Below are 21,728 nucleotides of genomic sequence, written 5' to 3'. Positions count from 1 at the left end.
CCCGGCCGCCTCATTCTCAACGTAATGCCCTCAATCCGTCATCGATTTAACGCGTTTATTTCCTGGCTGCTGCCGCTGGCTTCGCTCGGGTTGCTGGCTGCCATCGGGCTTGGGCAATGGGCCGGATCGTATTTCTTTCTGTTCGATCTGGCGAGTCAGTTTGCGGTGCAGTATGTAGGGGTGGGTACGTTGCTACTGGGCTGGAGCGCGCTGGGGCGGCAGTGGCGCTGGGTGCTGGTCAACGGCCTCAGCGTCGGGTGGCAGGCGGCGCTGGTGCTCCCGTGGCTAGTGACTTCACCACCCCCGCTGACGGCCGGTCAGCCCGGTTTTCGGGTGATGCACGCCAATGTGCTGTTCACGCGGCAAGACATCCAGAACACCTTTGATCTGGTCGCCCAGCAGCAGGCCGATCTGATTGTCTTGCAGGAAATGACGGTCCAGCAGATTCCGCGCGCGCTCGCCTTCTTCCGGGCAACGTACCCCTATACCGATACCGTCCGGGCAAAGGGACCGAGTCACATTATGGTGCTGAGCCGGACACCCTTCCGGGTCGACGCGGCGGCCAAGGAAAGCCATCAGGTCATTCACCTGACCACGCGCATCCGGGGGCGTACCGTCGAACTGATGACGGTGCATCCCCGCCCGCCCATTTTTCCCAGCTGGTTTGCCGATCGTAACCGGCAACTTGCCTTTGTGTCGGCGCGCTTCCAACGTACCCGGCAGTCGGCATTGCTCATCGGCGATTTTAATATCAGCCCGTTTGCGCCTTTATACCGGCACTGGTTTCAGCAACCGGGTGTGCACGCCTGCCGCTACGGATTTGGGCTGCAACCGACCTGGCCCCGCTTTCTGCCCGTAGCCTATCTGCCTATCGATCATGCGTTTATCAACGATCGGCTCACCACCCGCCAATTCACCGTACTCACGCAACGCGGCTCTGATCATCAGGCCGTACGGGTCGATCTACAGTTCCGTCCCTAAAAACAGCCGAATTGGTGAAAACACCCTACTGAGTTAATGGGTTTAGTGGGTAGTTAAACCAATCAACGTTATGGCAACGAAGAACGACAAAGCCCTCGATCAGGTCGAGCACGAATACGATGAACAGAAAGCCGGTGGCAAAGCCGACAACGGCGTTGGCCACGGCAGCAGTGGCGGCGGCCGCAACAGTAACTCGCACAAGAGCGCGCGTCACTCGAAGAGCGGCAGCAGCGCCGGCAAGGCAACCGGCGGCACCAAAGGCGGGCATAGTAACTAACTGTGCGTCATTAGGCTTCGCCGTCATTGGTAGTCATTCATCGTAGAAAAACAACCAATGACGGCGAAGCCTAATGACAATTAATGACTACCAATGACCTTTAAAAAATATACCGAATACCGCACCAGGGGATTTCGTCGCGCACCAGCTGCTCGAAAATCGCGATCATCTTGCTTTTGAGCTGATGGTCGTAGCGGATGTTCCAGCCGCCAAACTGGCTGCGCTTATTTTCCTGCAACTCGGGCACCCACAACAGTTCTTCGGCCTTCGGGTTGATCTGCAAATTGGCCTGATGCTGAAACTGATTATGCGTCAGGAAGATCACCTCGCAGTGTAGCTGCGCTTTTACCTGGGGCCGCAACGCCTCATCGAGCTGCCGAAACAGGGCGCGGTAATCGTCGCGCCACTGCTTGCCCCCATACACAATCACGGGCGAGAAATTCACGTGCACTTCGTACCCCGCATCATAAAAGGCATTGATGGCCGCCAGCCGCTTCTCGATGCTGTCGGTGCGCACATCCACCAACTTGCTCACGTGCGCGGGCATCAGGCTGAACCGAATCCGGATCTTACGCTTCGGGTCGAAATCAAGCAGATCGGGATTGACAAATTTGGTGGCAAACGTCGCCTTGGCGCGCGGATGGTCGCGGTAAAAGGCGAACACGTCCCGCAGCCCCGCGTTCAGGCTGTAATCAACGGCAATGTCGGAGTTGCAGCCGATATCATACGTCCAGTAAACGGGGTCGGTTTGGTTGGCGGATTTGGGCCAGTCGAGCGTATGCACGTGCCGGTCGACCGTCGCCGTAATCTCGTCGGTGTTGGTGAAAAGCGTAATGGGATTGACCGCCTTGTGCCGGTCGACGTAGCAGTAAGCGCAGCCCGCAAAACAACCATTGGCCAGACTGGGCGCGATGTAGTCGGAGCTACGCCCGCTCCATTTGCAGTCCTGCGTTTTCAGTTTCCCCAGCACCAGCACATCCGACTTCACTTTATAGTGGTTCATGCCCAACTCGGGCAGGCGGTTATGCTGCGTGATCTGCAACGCTTCAGCGTCGGGGTATTGGGCTAAAATGGCCTCGCCCTGCTCGTTCATGGCGTCGGCTGTATAGAGCACCACAGAGGGCTTGAAATCGGGCATGCATGGGTGTTGAGTGGTCTACAACTAGAACAACCTCAGTGCCCGATTGGTTCGTTAGATTGTATAGGTAAGATACTGATTTACAGTTAATTGTATTGTAAAAAGTTAAGGAATAGCAAACTCATTATACATATATGGTAATAGTAGCATAAGTCATGCCGATCTAACCGGAAATAGACCGAAAATTGATTGAGCCGCCCAGTTACAGGTCAGTAATTGATTGAGCGACAAAGTTTTATCAGCAACCAAAAAAATTGTACTTTAACTAGACAAGCGCCTCGGTTGGATTGGCATACGGCGTGCATTAGTAAGCCTAAAACTGCTTTATCCAACTTTCTTTTTATGAGACATCTTGTACTTGGCATATGCATGGGCGCTGGGCTCCTTGCGGCCTGTCAGCGGGCCGCCGATGACCCCTTACCAGCAACGCCGATTGAATCGGCCCGGGTTGCGGCCAAACCAACCACCTGTTCAACGCCGCTAACGGTGAAGATCAAGAGCAGCGTGAAGGATATGGATCGACTGTATCTGTTCGAGGCCATGTATGTAGGGCGCAACGGCAACGATTCGGCCGTGGCCGGATCGGCGTATCAGGACCTGATCAACGGCGATCAACTCACCTTCAGCAAATTGGCCTACGACAAGCCGGTGCGGCTGCGGCTTTACGAAAACGAACAGGATAAAACGAAGTTCGTCTCCTCAGGTACGTTCGCCTCCTGCGGACAGGGTGGGGCCGAATTCGATCTGCGGTCGTTCAAGCTATCGACGACGCCCACGCCCGTGACGTTCCAGGTCAAATTCCCCTGCGCCGAGGTGGAGCAAAAGAAAGTACCCGCGACAGTAGCCGTCGAATTTCGGCCCGTCGGCACGAGCCAGTGGTTGCCGTTGCTGACGCTGAAGCGTGAAGATGTGAAGAAGAACCTGCTGGTAGCGAGTACCTACCGCGTGGTGAAAGGCAAGGCCTACGATGTGCGTATGAATGTCTTCTTCCTGCCGTTGTCGCAGAACAACACCTTAGTGAGTAAAGACGTACTGGAAGTACCTGTCAATACGTCGATTTTCTGCAAGTAGTACGTTTGCAACCCGATCCCATCCCTGCCCCCGGCCACAACCGGGGGCTTTTTTATGGCCCATCGTCTGGTAGGCTTCCTGCCCATAACTCCGCAAGAATCGGGTTGACGGCGGCGGGTGGATTGGCGACCTTTGGGCAGGTCAATCAACAAACAGGCATGAACACGCCACCTTATCCATACCCGCAAATTGCCGCCGCCATCGAGCATCTGGTCACGCAGCAACAGGCACAGCCAACCCTGGCCGAACTGGCTGAGCGGGCCAACCTGAGCCCGTTTCATTTTCAGCGGCTCTTCACCGAATGGGCCGGCGTCAGTCCCAAGAAGTTTGGGCAGTACCTCACGCTCGACTACGCCAAACAGCAACTCCGCAACGGGGCCGTGCTGAGCGCCGTGGCCGACGAGGCGGGCCTGTCGGGGGCGGGGCGGCTGCACGATCCGTTTGTTCGTATCGAAGGCGTCACGCCGGGGCAATTCAAGCAGGGTGGACGGGGGCTGCTGTTGCACTACGGTGTATTTGACAGTCCGTTTGGCCCGTTCGTGCTGGGGAGCATTGGGGGCAAGGTGGCGCTGCTACATTTCCTGACCGACGATAACGTACCTGAGGCACTGCTAACCCAGGCGTGGCCCAAGGCAACGCTCGTTTGGGCGCCAACGCTCGTGCGCCCGCTAGCTGAGCAAATTTTCCCATCCGTTGGGGCCGGCGGTACATCTGACCGACCCCGCCGACTTGCCGTATTGATGCGAGGGACGGCGTTTCAACTGAAAGTGTGGGAAGCGCTGCTGAGCATTCCCGAAGGGCATCTGGCGAGCTACGACCAGATCGCAGCCACCATTGGCCAGCCAACGGCCACGCGGGCGGTGGGCACAGCCATCGGGGCCAATCCGGTTGGCTATCTGATTCCCTGCCATCGGGTGATCAAAAAAACGGGCCTCTTTGGCGGGTATCGGTGGGGCAGTGGCCGCAAGCAAGCTATCCTCGGTTGGGAGGCCGCCCGACGGGAGACGGCGCTGTTGACTCATGAACCGGGCTTACTGACTGGCGCGTTCGACTAACTGAAAAGGTTGGGAATGAAGCGCGTTGGGTAAGTCTACAGATTCGGGTATATTGAGCAGATACTGATCGAAACCGAACCTGATCTGCTATGCGCCTTCGTCTACATCTGCTCTTGCTTGGCTGTTTATCCGGCTTGTTGGCCTACGCCCAAACGCCTCACCTGACCGGCGACGTCTACATTTCCCTGAAAGATGGCCTGATCCGGGCCGATGTCATGGTGTCGAGGTTGCCCGCAACTACCCACTACACCCTGCGCCTCAACAGCGGCTTCAACGTGCAGGCCTTCCGCGATAGTGCCGACGTGACCGCCTACACCGCCGAGAAGACGTACGATGGTGACAACGCCTACGAGAGTTTTCAGTACTGGTTTCCGTCCCAGGATCGCAAAAGCCGCTTTCTGCCCCGTCAGCTCCGGGTGCGCTACGTAGGGGCGTTTCCGGTGCACCGCGATTCGCTGAAGCGTAACCTGCGGGGCGACTGGAAGGGTAACATCGCCTTCAACGGCAAAACCGTGCGGGCCGCCGAACAGGCCACCTGGTACCCGGTGCTGTACGATACGCTACAGGATCGGCTTTATCAGAATGTAACCTTCGATCTGACGATTCACTGCCCCGAAGCCAAAGCGATTTACGTGAACGGTTGCCCGCCTCAATACGGACAGACGGCGCGCTTTCGGTCCGATATTCCCTTACCCTTGCTGCTCTTCGCGGGTGATTTCGACTTTAAAAAAGAGCAGAGCACGTACCTGGTTAACACCAGCCTGAGCAACACCCAGGCCGCCGTGCTGGACAGCTGGCTGACGCGCATCAAGACCTACTACGCCCAGCAGTTGCAAAAGCCTTACGGAACTGATATTACGCTGCTGGCTTCAACGCCCACGTCGCGGCGCAACGACTGGCTTTTTGTCACGTATCCAACCATTGCGTCGGTTAGCCCAACGGGTTTTCTCAATACGATGGTCGACGAACAGAAACGGGCGCTGACCGACTCGGCTAACCTGTCGTTTATTGCCCACGAATTGGGCCACTATTACTTTGGCTCTGTGCTGGCGCCCAACGCAACCCTGCGCTGGGCGTTTCTGGAGGGTATGACCGAATACCTGTCGTTACAGGCCATCCGCGAACTGGTCGGAACAGCCGCCTACGAACGCCAACTCAAGCAATACGTGGGAGCCAGCAAAGGGCTCAGCCCGTTTGTGGCGCTGAAAGACGTGCGCCGACCCGACGAGGTTACGGAAACATACCGCTACCAGTATGTGCCGCTGCTGCTGACGGCGATGGAGCGCCAGCTGGGCCGCGACCAGCTCTGGAAATGGCTACGAACGATACTGAACAGCCAAAACGCGCTGACCGACTACGCTTTCTTCCGGAACACGTTGCTGGAAAGTGGGGTCGCGGCAAAAGACGTAGACGCGCTCGAACAAACGTACCTGACCACCGGGCAGGCGTTGCCTAATCTACTGGCTCAGTTTAAGTCAAAAGCGACGCAGTACTATTACTGGGGCTTTTCCCGCGAAGTACGAAAGCCCGGCGACACCCGTAAACCGTCGGCTTTCTACACCTCGATCAAAACGATCCCGTTGGATGAGGCTGAGCTTTCCAAACAGGCACAGCGTTACTTTGCCCACGTGAAAAGCAACTGCGATCCGGCCAACGAGATGTGTACCAGCGACTTTAACTCGTATGAAACCGCCGACGAAGCCAAACAGGCTCAACAGCGCTGGCTGAAACGGTACGGTGAAACCTATACGCTGACAGCACGGGATTACTAAGGGAGGGCCCTCAGCACGACTCTTTCTTGCCAAACCCGGCCGGGTGCCGTATTTTTGAGGTTTACGGACGCGACAACCTGACCGTCACATGACACCAGCAGCCAACGAATCGCCCGCCGAGAGTAATCACGCGGGCGGTCTGAATTTTATCGAACAAATCGTCGAGGAAGATATCTCGGCCGGCCTCCACGAGGGGCGCGTGCTGACCCGTTTTCCGCCCGAACCCAACGGCTACCTGCACCTCGGGCACGCCAAGTCGATCTGCCTCAACTTCGGGCTGGCGCAGAAGTACGGTGGCCAGACCAACCTGCGTTTCGACGATACGAACCCCGTCACGGAAGACACCGAATATGTGGATTCGATCAAAGCCGATGTGCGGTGGCTGGGCTTCGACTGGGCGCAGGAACTCTACGCGTCGGACTATTTCGAGCAGCTGTATCAGTTTGCCGAAGCGTTGATTCAAAAGGGCTTAGCCTACGTAGACGATTCGACCTCGGCCGAGATTGCCGCGTTGAAGGGTTCACCCACGGTGCCAGGGCAGAACAGCCCGTACCGCGACCGGTCGGTGGCCGAAAACCTCGAGCTGTTCCGGCAGATGCGGGCGGGAACGTACCCGGATGGCGCCAAAGTGTTGCGGGCCAAAATTGACATGGCCTCGCCCAACATGCACTTCCGCGACCCCATCATCTACCGCATCAAACACGCGCATCACCACCGTACGGGCGATACCTGGTGTATCTACCCGATGTATGATTTCGCGCACGGGCAGTCCGATTCGATCGAGAAAATCACACACTCGATCTGCACGCTGGAATTCATCCCGCACCGCCCGCTTTACGACTGGTTTATCGAGCAACTCGACATTTTCCCGTCGAAACAGTACGAATTTGCCCGCCTGAACCTGACCTACACGGTCATGAGCAAGCGGAAGCTGAAGAAACTGGTGGAAGGCGGCCATGTGAGCGGCTGGGACGACCCCCGGATGCCAACGCTGGCGGGGATTCGCCGACGCGGCTACACGCCCGACAGCCTGCGCGAATTTTGCGACCGCATCGGCGTGGCCAAGCGCGATAACCTCATCGACGTGGGCCTGCTGGAATTCTGCATCCGCGAGGAGCTGAACCGCACCACCGACCGGGTAATGGCCGTGGTGGACGAAAATCCCATCAAGCTGGTGCTGACCAACTACCCCGAAGGCCAGGAAGAGACGCTGCACATCGAGAACAACCCCGAAGATGCCGACGGCGGTACCCGCGAGGTGCCCTTCAGCCGGGAGGTGTACATCGAGCGCGACGACTTCATGGAGAACCCGCCGAAGAAATATTTTCGGCTGGCACCGGGGCAGATGGTCCGCCTCAAAGGCGCCTACATCGTGCGTTGCGACGAGGTGGTGAAGAACGACGCGGGCGAGGTAACTGAACTGCATTGTACCTACATTCCTGAAAGCAAAAGTGGGCAGGATACGTCGGGCATCAACGTCAAAGGCACCATCCATTGGGTATCGGTGGCCCACGCGGTGCCGGCTCAGGTACGTCTCTACGACCGCCTGTTTGCCTCGGAAAACCCTGCTGCCGACGAAAAAGAGCTGGATTCCGACGAAACCGACGCGTTTTTGTCGCTGCTGAACCCCAATTCGCTCGTGACGGTACGGGCGCTGGTAGAGCCCAATCTGGCGCATCGCGCCGTAGGCGACCGGGTGCAGTTTATGCGCAAAGGCTACTTCTGCGTCGATGCCGATTCGACCGACGAGCAACTCGTCTTCAACCGCATCGTCACGCTCAAAGACGCCTGGGCGAAGGAGGTGAAGAAAAACTAGTGAAGCGTCAGGAGCGCTAAAGGATAAGTGGTGAGTAATATAACCACTTATCCTTTAGCGCTCAGTGCTTTACGCCGTTCACCACATTTAATCCATTCATTGCAACCTACGCTGCATTTTTGTCGTCATCTGGTTATTAAACCAGTGGCCGCTTCGTGACTCAAAGGGGAAACCAATCGGATGGATTATGAAGACAAGAGCTTTACGTATCGTTGGTAGTTGGCTTGCTATGGTGTGGCTGCTCAGCAGTTGTGCCACGCAGTATTACCAACTACAGCCCGTATCGGGCGATGTCGCGCAGATCGACGGGCGAAGCGTGACCAAAACCACCGCCGACAGCGTGGAGGTGGTGGCTTCGTTTGAGCGCGAAGACATGGAATACATTGCGCTCGACGTGGAGGTAAAAAACCGCACCAACCGCACGCTTGACATTGACCCGTCGGCGTTTCGGATGACGTTGCTCGATGCTAACCGGCAACCGCTCGCGCAACCCGGCACCGTCGACTTCCGGCAGGCCGCCGACCCGGATTACGAGATCGAGCGGGTACCCCAGAAGATCAGGCAGGAACAAGCCCGCCTCAAGCGCAACAAGATTCTGAATACGGTGCTGATGGTGGCAATCGTGGCGGCCGACGTGGCCTCAACCACGGCCCCGAAGCGTAATGGCCGCGAGTTCAGCCAGTACATCAACACGCAGAATAACCTGGCTGTCGCCTACACGGCGCTTCAGGCCAAGCGGGTAATCGACCACGGCACCTTCGCTGACAAGATGCAGCGCTTTCAGTTTGAAGAATACCGTTGGCGCGAACTCGCCATGAAACGGTCGCGGGTGGAGCCCGGTCAGTCGGTGCGTGGGTACGTCTACCTGCCCAAAGCGCGCGAGGCAATGTACCTGAACATCACGTACCCCACCGGCGCCAATCCCCTTGAACTCCTCTTCGAGCAACGCCTGACCAAAGCGAGGCCTCGTTGAGGAATGAATAATGGACAATGAATAATGTATAATGGGCTGGCGCAAGACTACTGATGCGCGAGCCCATTATACATTATTCATTCCCTTACCGGCTCACGGCGGCCAGCAGGTCGGCCTGGGTGATGACGTGGATGTGGTCCTGTTCGTCGCGGACGAGCAGGGCTTTGTTGTCGCGGTCGATGAGCGACGAGAGCACGTCGAGCGTGTTGTCTAAACCCACAAATTTGAAGGGCTTGTCCATCACCGTTTCCACCGGCTGATCTTTAACCGTTGGGTCGTCGATGAGGCGCGTCAGGATCGATGAATCGGTGAGGCTACCCACTATGTGGCCGCTGCCATCGGTGACGGGCATCTGCGAAATACCCTGCTGATTGAGCAACTGAATGGCCTTGCTGACCGGCATCTGCTGCTCCACGGTCGTCAGGCTGCTACGCCCGTTTTTCGACCGCACGATGTCGCGGGCCGTCGCAAACTGCCGCGACTCCAGGAAGCCGTGGTCTTTCATCCAGGTGTCGTTGTAGATTTTGCCGAGGTAGCGCGTGCCGTGGTCGGGCAGGATAATCACCAGCACGTCGTCATCTTGCAGGTGCTCGCGGGCCCATTCGAGCGCCCCGTGCGCCGCCGATCCACACGACCAGCCCACAAACAGGCCTTCTTCACGCGCCAGCCGCCGGGCCATAATCGCCGCGTCTTTGTCGGTGACTTTCACAAAGTGATCGATCACGCTGAAATCGACGTTTTGCGGCAGAATGTCTTCGCCGATGCCTTCAGTGAGGTAGGGGTAAATCTCGCCCTCGTCAAACACGCCGGTTTCTTTGTATTTCTTGAACACCGAGCCGTAGGTGTCGATACCCACCGACACGATGCCGGGGTTCTGCTCCTTCAGGAATTTGCTGGTGCCGCAGATGGTACCGCCCGTGCCTACGCCCGCCGCAAAGTGGGTGATGCGCCCCTCGGTGTCGCGCCAGATTTCGGGTCCGGTCGTTTCATAGTGCGCCGCCGTGTTCGACAGGTTGTCGTACTGATTAGGATACAGCGAATTGGGTATCTCCTGATTCAGCCGTTTCGCCACTGAATAATAGGAGCGCGGGTCGTCGGGTGTGACGTTGGTAGGGCAAACGACCACCTCGGCGCCCACCGCCCGCAGAATATCGATTTTCTCCTGCGACTGCTTGTCGGCCATCGTGAAGATGCATTTGTAGCCTTTGCCGATCGCCGCCAGTGCCAGGCCCATGCCCGTGTTGCCGCTGGTGCCTTCGATGATGGTGCCGCCCGGCCGGATGAGTCCCGCTGCTTCAGCGTCTTCGATCATCTTGATGGCAATGCGGTCTTTCACCGAATTACCGGGGTTGAAGTATTCGACCTTCGCCAGCACCGTGCCCCGGATGCCCTTCGTGACCTTATTTAGCTTTACCAGCGGCGTATCGCCAATGGTGTCGATGATGGAGTTGTAGTAGTTCATGTTGATGAGGTATTGTTAAACCTATAAGGCCTCCGAGACCTTATAGGTTTTGAAAAGTACTAACTTTTCGATTACCGTCTACCCCGTAATGGTTTCGGTACGGCCCACAGTCGTGGCGGTGTTTGGCGCCGTGATGTTCTCGACGTACCGCCATTCCGATACGGCCCGGCCCGGGCTGAAGGTGATCATCGAATAGCCTTTCTTCGAAATATTGGCGTATTGCAAATCGTCGATCAGCAGCATCAGCGCCTGCTCAAAGATGCTCAGAATGGTTGGATTGTTACCGACAATGCCTTCAAATCCCGGCGAGGTAACTGAGGGCGTAGCCACTTCCCGCCCGACGAGTGCCCCGCCGTTGGCCAGCAGATCGGAATACCAGGCGTTGTGCGTGTCGCCGGCCAGCGCAATCAGTTTTTTGCCTTTGGCCAGCGCATAGACCGCTTCGCGTTCGGCCGGGTAGCCGTCCCAGGCGTCCAGGTTGTAGGGTAGCACGGTGTTCACCCGGGCTAGCTCCTGCGGGGTCAGCGTGGGGTCTTTCGCCAGCGCTCGGCTCTTGAGGCCGGTCAGTTCCAGCACCTGACTTTGCACGCGCTGAATCGTGGCCGGGCTGATGGTGCCCTGTGTGCTTTCGGCTTCGGCCTGCGTGATGCTTAGCAGTAGTTCGATGGGCAAATACATCTTGGCCATCAATACCTGTTGCCCCAGCACCTGCCAGGCTGCCGTGCCTGACCCCAGCGCCTGCCCCAGCCAGCTGAGCTGCGCACTGCCGAGCATGGTGCGCTGCGGATTGAGCCAGTCGCGCTGGAAAGCGGCCGTATCCAGCTGGCCCGCGCTGTTCACGTAGGCGGTGTAATCGAGTTGCTTATCCCGCCCAATCAACCGCGTATCGAGCATGTGCAGGTTCAGGATGTTGCCAAACGTGAAGCTGCGGTAGATTTGCGCGTCGACCAGCGTGCGGATGCCGATGTACTCGTGATAAGCTTTCAGCGCGTTGGCCTTGCGGGTGCTGAACGCGCCTTCATTCGCCTGATGGTTCTGGGCGCCATCTTTCCAGGCGTCGTTAGCCACTTCATGGTCGTCCCAGACGCAGATAAACGGCTTTTTCTGATGCGCCAGTTGTAACTGCGCGTCGGTGCGGTACTGTTTGAAGCGCGTCCGGTAATCGTCGAGCGTCAGAATCTCGTTGGCGGGCAGGTGCGCCCGGTTCAGGCCAATGGTGGTCGGGTTGGAGCCGTACTGACCGGCACCGTATTCATAGATGTAATCGCCCAGGTGCAGCACTACGTCGGCGTCGGAGGCGGCAATGGCCCCATACACGTTGAACAGGCCCGCCGGGTAGTTGGAGCACGAGCAGAAGGCAATTTTTACTTCGTTGCGCTCAGCGCCTTTGGGCAGCGTCCGGGTTTCGCCTACTACCGACGTGGTATCGGTGCCGGTAATAGTAAAACGGTAGAAGTAGGGCGTGTTGGACGACAGCCCGCTCAGGTCGATGCTGACGGTGAAATCATCGTCGGCCAGCGCGTCGACGGCTTCGGTCTTAACGACCGTCCGGAAGCCGCTGTCGGTAGCCAGCTGGTACGTTAGGGACACTTTAGTAGACGAGGCGTTTGTGGGCGAAACGCGCGTCCAGAGGATGATCTGATTATCGGTTGGGTCGAAACTGGCGACACCGTGGGCAAAGCTACCCTGTTGGTTGGGGTCGGTGGGGCCAGGGTCTGGATCTTTGGTACAGCTACCCACCAGCACGGTAGACAGAATGAGGCTACCCAGTGCCGATTTTTCGATAAAGTCGCGGCGGTTAATTGTCTGTTTACTGGCCATCAGAGCGTCGATTTTATAGCGGATTGCTAAGCTACGAAGGTACGTCTGACGGCCATTCAAGCGGCGCCGGGTACGTTATCTGTGCGTTAAGCCCCCGCGTAAATTGATTCGCCGGTGGACCGTTTGCTACCTAGACGATCAACAACCCTGCTTCCTGCCAATCAGCCCAGGTTTCCGACAGCAGAAAGGCATCGAACGTACCCGGTATGGACGTACCCAGACCGGCTGCGTCAAAGTCAGCCTTGAAGTGGGCATAGGTCAACGGTGCGGGGGCCTGGGTGCTGAGTTTGGGCCACATCGCCAGCAGCCACTCGCCTAACTCGGCGGGCATATCCACTACCACGTCGTCCTGCCGCCGGGCCAGCAGTAACTCGGCCTGTCTGACCACCCGTTTTCCCTGCCGCTGGGTCAGGATCGCCAGATCGGGTTTGCGGCCGGGCCAGACAACCAGCGCGTTGGCGCGGGGTCGGGCGGGTTGATCCGGCTCGGCGATGGCGTTTTCGATAAACCGCTTCGGCACCGACGTACCTGGAATGGGGAAGTCGAACCAGCTTTTGAGCGGGAAATCGAGCCCTACGCCATGCATGAAATTGAACAGCGACTTCCGCAGACCCTCGGCAAAGCGATCGTGGTCGGCACCCAGCGGGTCGAGGTGGTCGAGGTCATTGTTGGCGAATGGCCCCAGCCCATCTACCGCCCCCGGCGGATCAATGCGGGTCACGTCGAAATGGGCGGGGTGAAGGCCCACGGGGCTGTGGGCGGTCATGGCAAAGCGGTGCCAGAAGCCCGACTGCACCACGCCCGCCGCAAACAACTGCCGCACCATTTCGAGCGAATCGACAGTTTCCTGGGCGGTTTGCGTTGGGAAGCCATACATCAGGTAGGCATGGACCATGATGCCCGCCTGCGTGAAGTGGTCGGTCACGCGGGCTACCTGCGCCACGGTGACGCCTTTTTTCATCTTCGCCAGCAGCCGGTCAGAGGCTACTTCCAGCCCGCCCGACACGGCAATGCAGCCCGACAGTTTCAGGAGCTGGCACAGGTCGGCCGTGAACGCCGATTCAAACCGGATGTTGGTCCACCAGACGACGGTGAGGCGGCGCCGCAGGATTTCGAGGGCCACGTCGCGCATCAGGGCAGGCGGGGCCGCTTCGTCGACAAAGTGAAAGCCGTTCTGGCCCGTCTGGGCGATCAGTTCCTCCATGCGGTCGCAAAGAAGGGCCGCCGTGACGGGTTCGTAGCGGGCGATATAGTCGAGCGAGATATCGCAGAAAGAGCACTTGCCCCAGTAGCAGCCGTGCGCCAGCGTGAGCTTGTTCCAGCGGCCATCGCTCCAGAGGCGGTGCATGGGGTTGGTGACCTCGATCACCGAAAGGTAATCGGTCAGCGGCAGGCCAGTGTAGTCGGGCGTGCCCACTTCACGTTGCGGTACGTCCTTTTCACTGGCGCCATTGCAGAAGATCACCCGCCCCTCGGCGTTGCGGATGAACGTCCGCTTCAAATCGGTTTGGGGGGAGCTTGCCCCGCCGTGGCGGGGTTGCCCCAGCAGGTGCTCGATCAGTGACCGCAACGGCGCTTCACCATCGTCGAGGCTGACAAAATCCACGTAATCGAACAGGCGGGGTTCGGCCAGGGTGCGGAGTTCGGTATTGGCGTAGCCGCCTCCTAGTACCACCTTCACGGCTGGGTACGTTGCCCGGATGTGTTGCCCGCACAGCAGCGCCCCGAACAGGTTGCCCGGAAACGGCACCGACAAACACACCAGATCGGGCGCAAAAGTGGCCATGTGCCGGTCGAGCTGTTGCAGCAACAGGTGCCCAATCAGCGATTTTGGGGCTTGCAGGGCCTCGTGTAGTTCATCGAAGTGGGCCGCCGATCGACCCAGCCGTTCGGCATAGCGGCTAAACCCAAAATGCGGGTCGAGCGCTTCCACGATCAGGTCGCTGAGGTCTTCCAGATAGAGCGTAGCCAGGTGGCGGGCTTTGTCCTGCAAGCCCATCGTGCCGAAAGCCCATTCGAGGTCGTCGACTTCGGCAAAGCGGGCGGCTTCGGGTAGGTAGCTACGTCCGGCGATGGCGTGGGCGAGCGTGGGGTTGCGGTGTTGTAAAAACCGGATCGTGGGGCCGATGGTGGCCAGATACTCGTCGCGCAGCCGCACGATCCGCTCACTGTTTTCCGATAGCGAAACGCCCTGCTCAACCGCTGCCTCGACGGCGTCGAACACCTGCGCCAGGCCGGTAGGGGAGAAGAGCGCCAGAATGGTCTCGATACCCAGATCCGCCTGCGCCGTGCTGATGGGCAGCGCCGATCCATCGCCCGTCGCCACGCTGGGGCGGCCCAACGTGTTCAGGTAGCCTTTCAGATAGGCTGTGGCCGGGTAGGGGGTATTGAGTTGGGTAAACGGCGGCGTAAGCAGGAGGAGGCGCAAAATGGATTCACAGTTTAAGGTTTGGGTTGAAGGCTGGCCTGACGCGTCGGCAATCGTGCGTCAGGCCAGCCTTCAACCCAAACCTTAAACTATGAATGCACTTGCTTAATTCCGCGTCGGCTAGCGGTTCGGAGTCGTGAGTACGGCCGATCGGGTCGGTGTTACGCTTGAATTGTCACTATGGCAACTGGCCACAGCTCCCGTGGCCGCCAGCGCCAGCAGCACGCAAAATCGGAAGCCATTCATTTTCGGATAGTTTGTCATAACGTTTTTTCGGTAACCAATACAGCCGTAACTGTGTCGACCCGCAGACTGTTACTAGAAATCTACCGCTTTAGTAGTTTTATGCAAAAAACCGTAACGATCGTTGCGACTCTTGTGCCAATCGCCTAGTTTCAGCGTTTACAACGAACGAGTTGTTCGTATTCAACGCGCACCCATATGCCTGTATTCACCCTCGGTATTGAAGAAGAATTCCAGACAATTGACCCCGTAACTCGTGAACTGCGCTCCCACATGTCGAAATTAGTCGATGGAGGGCAGATCATCCTTCAGGAGCGCGTGAAGGCCGAAATGCACCAGGCAGTGGTCGAAGTCGGCACTAACATTTGCCACAATATTCAGGAGGCCCGGCAGGAAGTTACGTTTCTGCGGCGCGAGATTATGGAACTGGCCGACCGACAGAATCTGCACATTGCTTCGGCCGGCACACACCCATTTTCCGACTGGCAGGCGCAGCTGATCACACCCAACGAACGCTACGACCGGCTCATCGAAGAAATGCGCGACGTGGCCCGGTCCAACCTGATTTTCGGGATGCACGTGCACGTGGGTATCGCCAGCCGCAACGAAGGCATCCAGATCATGAACGCGGTGCGTTATTTCCTGCCGCACATCTACGCGCTCTCGACCAACTCGCCTTTCTGGTGCGGGCGTAATACCGGGTTCAAATCGTACCGGTCGAAGGTGTTCGACAAATTTCCGCGCACGGGCATCCCCGACTTCTTCAGCAGCGCCGCTGAATACGACGAGTACATCGCCCTGCTGGTGAAAACGGGGTGCATCGACAACGGCAAGAAAATCTGGTGGGATATTCGCCTGCACCCGTTTTTCGACACCATCGAATTCCGCATCTGCGACGTACCCATGCGCGTCGACGAGACCGTTTGTCTGGCGGCGATCATGCAGGCGTTGGTGGCCAAGATCTACAAGCTCCAAAAGCAGAACCTCAATTTCCGGCCCTATCGCCGGGTGCTCATCGCTGAAAATAAATGGCGGGCGGCCCGCTACGGCATTGAAGGCAAACTGATCGACTTCGGGAAGCAGGAAGAGGTTCCCACGCCCAACCTGATCCTCGAATTGCTCGATTTTGTGGATGACGTGGTCGATGACCTGGGTAGCCGCGAAGAGTGCGAATACGTGCAGCAAATCCTTAAAAATGGCACCGGCGCCGACCGCCAACTGGCCGTTTTCAACGAAACCAACGATCTGAAAGCGGTGGTCGATTACATCGTCAAGGAAACTTCATACGGTATCAGGTAGTTGATAGTATACTGTACAATGTATAACGTACGATGTATAATGGGTCTGCTAATGAGCCACTTACTTCGTTTCGTAAAAGCATTGTACATCGTACATTATACATTGTACATTAACTAGAGATGAGAATTGCAATCCTTGATATGTATGACAACCATGCCAACGAAGGTATGCGTTGTATTTGGCAGGCGATCCAGCTGGTTGAACAAACCGAAGGCCTGACATTTGTTGCCGATGTATTCAACGTGCGGGCCAACAACCACGTACCTGACCTGTCGTACGATGCCTACATCTCGACGGGCGGGCCGGGTAGTCCGCTGCCGTCCGACGAGGCGTGGGAGGCCCCCTACTTTGCGTTCATCGACGCCCTGTTTACCCACAACCAAACGCAGGAGCAGAAGAAACACCTGTTTCTGATCTGCCACTCGTTTCAACTGGTGTCGCGGCACTTCAACCTCGGTACGCTGAGCAAACGCAAATCGACGTCGTTTGGCATTTTTCCGGTCCACTCGACCTGCGGCGACCTCACCGAACCCCTATTCGAGGGATTACCGAATCCCTTCTACGCCGTCGACTCGCGCGACTACCAGTTGACCGAGCCCAACGACGAGGCCTTTGAGGCGATGGGTGCAAAACTGCTTTGCCTCGAAAAAATCCGGCCGCACGTCAACCTCGAACGGGCTATCATGGCGATCCGGTTTTCCGATGAGGTCTTTGGCACGCAATTTCACCCCGAAGCCGACGACGAGGGGATGCTCCGGTATTTTTTGCAGGACGAAAAACGCCGTCAGATCATCGACAACTACAGTCAGGCTAAGTATGACGAGATGGTAGCTTACCTGCGCGACCCCGACAAAATTGCGTTGACGGAAGCCGTTATTCTGCCCACATTCCTGCGGACGGCGCTGGTGGCCCAGACGCCTAGCGTGCTGGAAACCGCGTAACATCGTTTGCAGGCCCCAGCAGACCTACAAGGTTTTAAAACGGCGCCGCCTAGACCTTATTGGTTTTCACTACCCAAACCGTTATGATCGAAACCCTCCGTAATCAATACAATCAGGCCTTTACCACCGAACGGTATCAGGCCATGCTCGATCAGATTCAGACCGATTGGCCGAATCAGCTCGACTTTCGGATCGCCGAAACCCCCGTGTTTGTGGGACGCGACCTGACCCGGAAGATGCAGCAGGCCTGCGCCGACATTATCCGGACGATTACGGCGCCTGATTTCAAACAGCAAACCGAAGCGGCTATTCCGGCTGGTCAGCGGGTACCCAACGAGGACGCCCACACCACATTCATGGCCGTGGATTTTGCCGTTTGTCGTAATCCAGAAACGGGTGAGCTGGAGCCGCAATTGATCGAGCTACAAGGGTTTCCATCGTTGTATGGTTTCCAGCCGTATCTAACCGAGACGTTCCGGGCGCATTTCCCGATCAGCGACACCGTCAGCCACCTGTTTGGGGTGCATTCCAACGCCGAGTACGTGCAGCAACTGCGCGAACTGGTGCTGGGCGACTGCCAGCCCGAAGAGGTCATTTTGCTCGAGATTTATCCCGAAACGCAGAAAACCCGCGTCGATTTTGCCCTGACAAAACACTACGTCGGTATCGACGCGGTTTGCCTCACCAAGATCAAAAAAGATGGTCGGGCGTTGTATTACGAAAGGGACGGTCGTCAGGTACGTATCCGGCGGATTTATAACCGGCTGATTTTCGACGAACTGGCCGCCATCCCCGACCTGAAGACCGAGTTCAACCTCACTGACGACGTCGATGTGGAATGGGTGGGGCATCCCAACTGGTTTTTCCGAATCAGCAAATACACGCTGCCCCTGCTCGACAGCCCCTACGTACCCAAAAGCTATTACCTGAACGACCTGCCTAATGGCGACGTACCTGGGACCGCCGAAGAGCTGGACAAGTACGTGCTGAAGCCGCTGTTTTCTTTTGCGGGCAGCGGTGTAAAGATCCACGTAACCGCCGCCGATATCGACGCCATTCCGGCCGCCGAGCGTGGCAACTACCTGTTGCAGCGCAAGGTGCAGTACGAACCCATCGTACAGTCGCCTGACGGGCCGGTGAAGTGCGAAATCCGCCTGCTGTTCATCTGGCCGAAAGAAGCCGCCGAACCGCAACTGATCATCAACCTGGCGCGACTGAGCCGGGGCGAGATGATTGGTGTGCGCTTCAACAAAGATTTCGACTGGGTTGGCGGCACCGTGGCGCTGTTCGAGCAGTAGCCTTACTGCCCGATTCGCAACTGGTAAGTCGCCCAGGGGAGAAAGTTAGCGTTGGTGCGGAAGTTGGAGTCGAACAGCCCAATGACCAGATTCGCCGAAATATCGAACGAATGCCGCTGCCGGTCGAGTCGTATACCGGCCCCTGCTTTGCCGCTGTTAATACCCCGCGAGCCTACGATAAGCTGGTTTTCGCTGATGAACGACACCAGCGGCCCCACTTTGCGCACAACACCCAGCGTCAGGATGGACCCGTCGGACTCACGGCTAAAGCTTCGGCCAAAGCCAAACGTCAGGTTGTTCTGACTGCTGCCCAGCGACAGAACGCCCTGCACATAGTTGGTGCTGATGCCATCGGAACGGAACAGGGTGACGCCGCCGAACAGGTACTGTCCCTGTACGCCGATCCGGGCGCGTGGGCCCAGCGGCACCGACACTTTCGTCGACAGCCAGCCCGCCCAGATGAAGGCAAAGGGCGTAAAAAAGCCCGCCCCCACGCTCCAGTTATCGGTAAGGCCCGCGTCGATCTGGTTGAAGTAAATGAGACTGTTGCGGTAATACACCCGCCCGCGCTCGGCCTGGTAGGCGGTGGGCGTAAAAATCATGTATTGCGGGAAGAGGTTCGGGTACCCTTCGGCCGGGTGCAGGCCGGGTCTGGCTTGCCGAACGTTTCCACGCTCCATCCGAACGACTTGCGCGGCCGGTACGTAGACCGTGCCAATATTGGTCGTCTGCACAACCACCCGGCTGGTGTCCTGGCTCAGCACCTGCCCGCGCAGCGTAGTGCCGTCGGCCAGGGTGATGACGTACTGACCTGGTGAAACGGTCGACGACGTTAGGCGGGTTGGCTGTGCGTTGTTGATGTAGTAAACGGTCGAGTCGGCCGAGACGGGCGCAATGCCGCTGACGGCCTTGAACAGCGCCCGCTCTACGTAGGTAAGTTGCCCGCTGCGCATCTTCACGGTGTACATGGTGCTGTCGCGCCGCACGATACGCCCGAAAATATGGCTGCCATCGTTGAGCAGAATGTAATACGGTTTGCCGGACGCCGTATCGACGGGCGTCACCTGCGCCTGCGCACCTGCCAAACTCGTCAGCAGAAGCAGGGCTACGAATAGAACTGATTTCATAAACGGAGCGGTTAAGGAAGAAAGGTCGTCAAGGTTGTTCGTTTTGACACCGACAAGTAACAAAGAATGACGGCGGTTGACAACCAATAGCGCATTAATAGTGACACATCGACAACTGTTTTTTCAACACCTCGCCCAAACGTCTGACTTCCCGCTGGCGCTGGAAATCGACCGGGCGGAAGGCGTTTTTTTATACGACACGGCGGGCGCACGCTACATCGACCTGATCTCGGGTATCGGCGTCAGCAACGTGGGGCACCGGCACCCGGCGGTGCTGGCGGCGGTGCAGGCACAACTCGACAAATACATGCACCTGATGGTCTATGGCGAGTATGTGCAGGGGCCGCAGGCGCAGCTTGCCCATGCCCTCATCGAAAGCCTCGAGGGTGCCACCACGCCCTACGGCCCTATCAGTAACGTGTACTTCACCAATTCGGGCACCGAGGCGGTAGAAGGAGCGATGAAAGTGGCTAAGCGGTTCACAGGTCGTACCGAATTGATCGCCTGCCATAACGCCTACCACGGCTCCACGCAGGGTGCCCTGTCGCTCAGCGGCGATGAGAACTTCAAGCGGAACTACCGCCCGTTGCTACCCGACGTGCGCCACATAGGGCATGGTAACCACGATGAACTGGCGCAGATTACAGCCCGTACGGCGGCGGTGATTATGGAAGTGGTGCAGGGCGAGGCCGGCGTACGCGTGCCGGACCCGGCTTACCTACGAGCCGTGCAGGTACGTTGCCACGAGGTGGGGGCGCTGTTGATTTTTGACGAAATTCAGACGGGGTTTGGTCGTACAGGTACGTTCTGGGCGTTTCAGGGCTTTCACCATAGCCTCGACCCGGCGGGGCCTATTGTGCCCGACATCCTGCTAAGCGCCAAAGGCATGGGCGGTGGGATGCCCATCGGCGCGTTTATGGCTCCGGAGCCAATAATGGCTGTGTTTAAGAATAATCCGATTCTGGGCCACATCACTACGTTTGGTGGGCACCCGGTTTCATGCGCGGCTTCGCTGGCAACGCTCCAGACTATACGTAACGAACGCCTCTACGCCGACGCCCAGCGGAAAGGCGACCTGATCCGGTCGTTGCTGGTGCACCCGACCATCCGGCAGGTACGTGGTAAAGGGCTGATGATGGCCGTCGAATTCGAGTCGTTTGCCGTGCTGAAGCCCATCATCGATCGGGCGATGGGCCTTATAGCCGGCCGACCATCGGCCGATCAGACACACGTAATTACCGACTGGTTTCTATTCTGCGACAATTCCATGCGCATAGCGCCCCCACTCACTATTACCGACGACGAAATTCGGCTGGCCTGCGAGCTGTTAATGGGTAGTCTGGATAGTCAGTTATAAAAAAGTACGGAGTCTGGAAAGTCGTTTTTTACAACTGACTATCCAGACTACCCATCACTGCACGTACGGCGTGATGAAGGCGTAGAACTGCTGGCGGACGGTGATGAACTGCTGTTCGAGCATCTGGTAGCCGCTACGCATGCGGCGGTGGCGCTCGTCGATCTCCTGGCGGCGTTGCCAGTTGGGCATGCCCTGCCGCGATGACACCTTCTCCTGCTCAATCAGTTCGCACAATTGAGCCATCTGCGAGCGCAATCCGACGAACCACTGTCGGAACGATCCCGACCGGCTAACCACTTCGTAGTCGGCGGTGGTATCGCAGACGCGTGACAGGAGCGACTCAAAGTAGGTCTCCTGATCAGAGTAAAAAGCAAGGGCGTTGAGCCATTGCTGATGTTCGTGCTCATACAGCGCGAACCGTTCGGTCGGAAGTTGAGTAGGAGCCATGACTTACACCAGTCAAGATGGTAAAAGGAGGAAGGCGCCGAAAAAGAAAAGCTTAACGGTTAGTAAAAATACAGATCTTCCCCTGAAATCCTATTAACTCCACAGATTATCCTTATGTTATTTGATGGAGCGGCTTTGTTACTTAGCGGGCCTACTGGTTCAGGCTAATCAGCCCATAGGTGTTCGTCTGCGCTTCGTGATTGCGCATAAAAAAACCTGCCG

Annotated in this window: 18 protein-coding genes; 11 read left to right on the top strand and 7 right to left on the bottom strand. The window is 57.6% G+C overall.

Annotation, left to right across the window (positions count from 1 at the left end; translation table 11 throughout):
• Nucleotides 1–24 precede the first annotated feature (24 nt).
• Nucleotides 25–981 carry an endonuclease/exonuclease/phosphatase family protein gene (locus FAES_RS19570; RefSeq protein WP_015332953.1) on the top strand — a complete coding sequence of 319 codons (957 nt, stop codon included), beginning with the start codon at nt 25–27 and terminating at the stop codon, nt 979–981.
• Nucleotides 982–1,051: 70 nt separating this feature from the next.
• Nucleotides 1,052–1,258, top strand: a complete 207-nt coding sequence (locus FAES_RS19565; RefSeq protein ID WP_041258161.1) for a hypothetical protein — start codon at nt 1,052–1,054, stop codon at nt 1,256–1,258.
• A gap of 100 nt (nt 1,259–1,358) precedes the next feature.
• Here the strand turns inward: FAES_RS19565 and FAES_RS19560 are convergent, their stop codons facing one another.
• On the bottom strand, nt 1,359–2,396 hold the full coding sequence (locus tag FAES_RS19560) for a spore photoproduct lyase family protein (RefSeq protein ID WP_015332951.1): 1,038 nt from the start codon (nt 2,394–2,396) through the stop codon (nt 1,359–1,361).
• Between the two features lie 342 nt (nt 2,397–2,738).
• Here FAES_RS19560 and FAES_RS19555 point away from each other — a divergent pair, with 342 nt between their 5' ends.
• The 5 genes from FAES_RS19555 (at nt 2,739) to FAES_RS19535 (ending at nt 9,083) form a co-directional block, all read left to right on the top strand.
• Entirely contained in the window at nt 2,739–3,467 is a 729-nt protein-coding gene (locus FAES_RS19555) for a hypothetical protein (RefSeq protein WP_015332950.1), read from the top strand.
• A gap of 158 nt (nt 3,468–3,625) precedes the next feature.
• Nucleotides 3,626–4,522 carry a methylated-DNA--[protein]-cysteine S-methyltransferase gene (locus tag FAES_RS19550; protein WP_015332949.1) on the top strand — a complete coding sequence of 299 codons (897 nt, stop codon included), beginning with the start codon at nt 3,626–3,628 and terminating at the stop codon, nt 4,520–4,522.
• 89 nt (nt 4,523–4,611) lie between these two features.
• Complete coding sequence (locus tag FAES_RS19545) at nt 4,612–6,294, top strand: M1 aminopeptidase family protein (protein WP_015332948.1); 1,683 nt, start codon at nt 4,612–4,614, stop codon at nt 6,292–6,294.
• An 88-nt stretch (nt 6,295–6,382) separates the two neighbouring features.
• Nucleotides 6,383–8,110 (top strand): glutamine--tRNA ligase/YqeY domain fusion protein, encoded by a 1,728-nt coding sequence (locus FAES_RS19540; protein WP_015332947.1) that lies wholly within the window; start codon nt 6,383–6,385, stop codon nt 8,108–8,110.
• 187 nt (nt 8,111–8,297) lie between these two features.
• Nucleotides 8,298–9,083, top strand: a complete 786-nt coding sequence (locus tag FAES_RS19535) for a hypothetical protein (RefSeq protein ID WP_015332946.1) — start codon at nt 8,298–8,300, stop codon at nt 9,081–9,083.
• 85 nt (nt 9,084–9,168) lie between these two features.
• Here the strand turns inward: FAES_RS19535 and FAES_RS19530 are convergent, their stop codons facing one another.
• The 4 genes from FAES_RS19530 to FAES_RS30430 form a co-directional block, all read right to left on the bottom strand.
• Nucleotides 9,169–10,545 (bottom strand): cystathionine beta-synthase, encoded by a 1,377-nt coding sequence (locus FAES_RS19530; protein WP_015332945.1) that lies wholly within the window; start codon nt 10,543–10,545, stop codon nt 9,169–9,171.
• Between the two features lie 78 nt (nt 10,546–10,623).
• Entirely contained in the window at nt 10,624–12,366 is a 1,743-nt protein-coding gene (locus FAES_RS19525) for an alkaline phosphatase D family protein (RefSeq protein ID WP_015332944.1), read from the bottom strand.
• A gap of 130 nt (nt 12,367–12,496) precedes the next feature.
• Nucleotides 12,497–14,794: a B12-binding domain-containing radical SAM protein gene (locus FAES_RS19520; protein WP_015332943.1), complete on the bottom strand. Its 2,298-nt coding sequence runs from the start codon at nt 14,792–14,794 to the stop codon at nt 12,497–12,499.
• Between the two features lie 120 nt (nt 14,795–14,914).
• A complete protein-coding gene (locus FAES_RS30430) occupies nt 14,915–15,058 on the bottom strand; it encodes a hypothetical protein (protein WP_158408794.1) in 144 nt (47 codons plus the stop codon).
• A 177-nt stretch (nt 15,059–15,235) separates the two neighbouring features.
• On the opposite strand from FAES_RS30430, the gene FAES_RS19515 reads away from it, so the two are divergent.
• The 3 genes from FAES_RS19515 to FAES_RS19505 all read left to right on the top strand — a co-directional run bounded on the left by FAES_RS19515 (nt 15,236) and on the right by FAES_RS19505 (nt 18,575).
• Nucleotides 15,236–16,336, top strand: coding sequence for a carboxylate-amine ligase (locus FAES_RS19515; protein ID WP_015332942.1), 1,101 nt, complete (start codon nt 15,236–15,238; stop codon nt 16,334–16,336).
• Nucleotides 16,337–16,455: 119 nt separating this feature from the next.
• Nucleotides 16,456–17,277, top strand: a complete 822-nt coding sequence (locus tag FAES_RS19510) for a type 1 glutamine amidotransferase (RefSeq protein WP_015332941.1) — start codon at nt 16,456–16,458, stop codon at nt 17,275–17,277.
• 83 nt (nt 17,278–17,360) lie between these two features.
• A complete protein-coding gene (locus FAES_RS19505; protein WP_015332940.1) occupies nt 17,361–18,575 on the top strand; it encodes a hypothetical protein in 1,215 nt (404 codons plus the stop codon).
• Nucleotides 18,576–18,577: 2 nt separating this feature from the next.
• Here FAES_RS19505 and FAES_RS19500 read toward each other — a convergent pair whose 3' ends face one another.
• The gene (locus FAES_RS19500; RefSeq protein WP_015332939.1) at nt 18,578–19,702 is read right to left on the bottom strand and encodes a hypothetical protein; all 1,125 of its coding nucleotides are present in this window, start codon (nt 19,700–19,702) and stop codon (nt 18,578–18,580) included.
• Between the two features lie 100 nt (nt 19,703–19,802).
• On the opposite strand from FAES_RS19500, the gene FAES_RS19495 reads away from it, so the two are divergent.
• Nucleotides 19,803–21,059, top strand: a complete 1,257-nt coding sequence (locus tag FAES_RS19495; RefSeq protein ID WP_148289411.1) for an aspartate aminotransferase family protein — start codon at nt 19,803–19,805, stop codon at nt 21,057–21,059.
• Nucleotides 21,060–21,113: 54 nt separating this feature from the next.
• Here the strand turns inward: FAES_RS19495 and FAES_RS19490 are convergent, their stop codons facing one another.
• Nucleotides 21,114–21,506 (bottom strand): hypothetical protein, encoded by a 393-nt coding sequence (locus FAES_RS19490; RefSeq protein ID WP_015332937.1) that lies wholly within the window; start codon nt 21,504–21,506, stop codon nt 21,114–21,116.
• Between the last annotated feature and the right edge of the window lie 222 nt (nt 21,507–21,728).

It is taken from the genome of Fibrella aestuarina BUZ 2, assembly GCF_000331105.1.
Lineage (GTDB): Bacteria > Bacteroidota > Bacteroidia > Cytophagales > Spirosomataceae > Fibrella > Fibrella aestuarina.
This window is presented reverse-complemented; position numbering and strand designations above follow the sequence as displayed.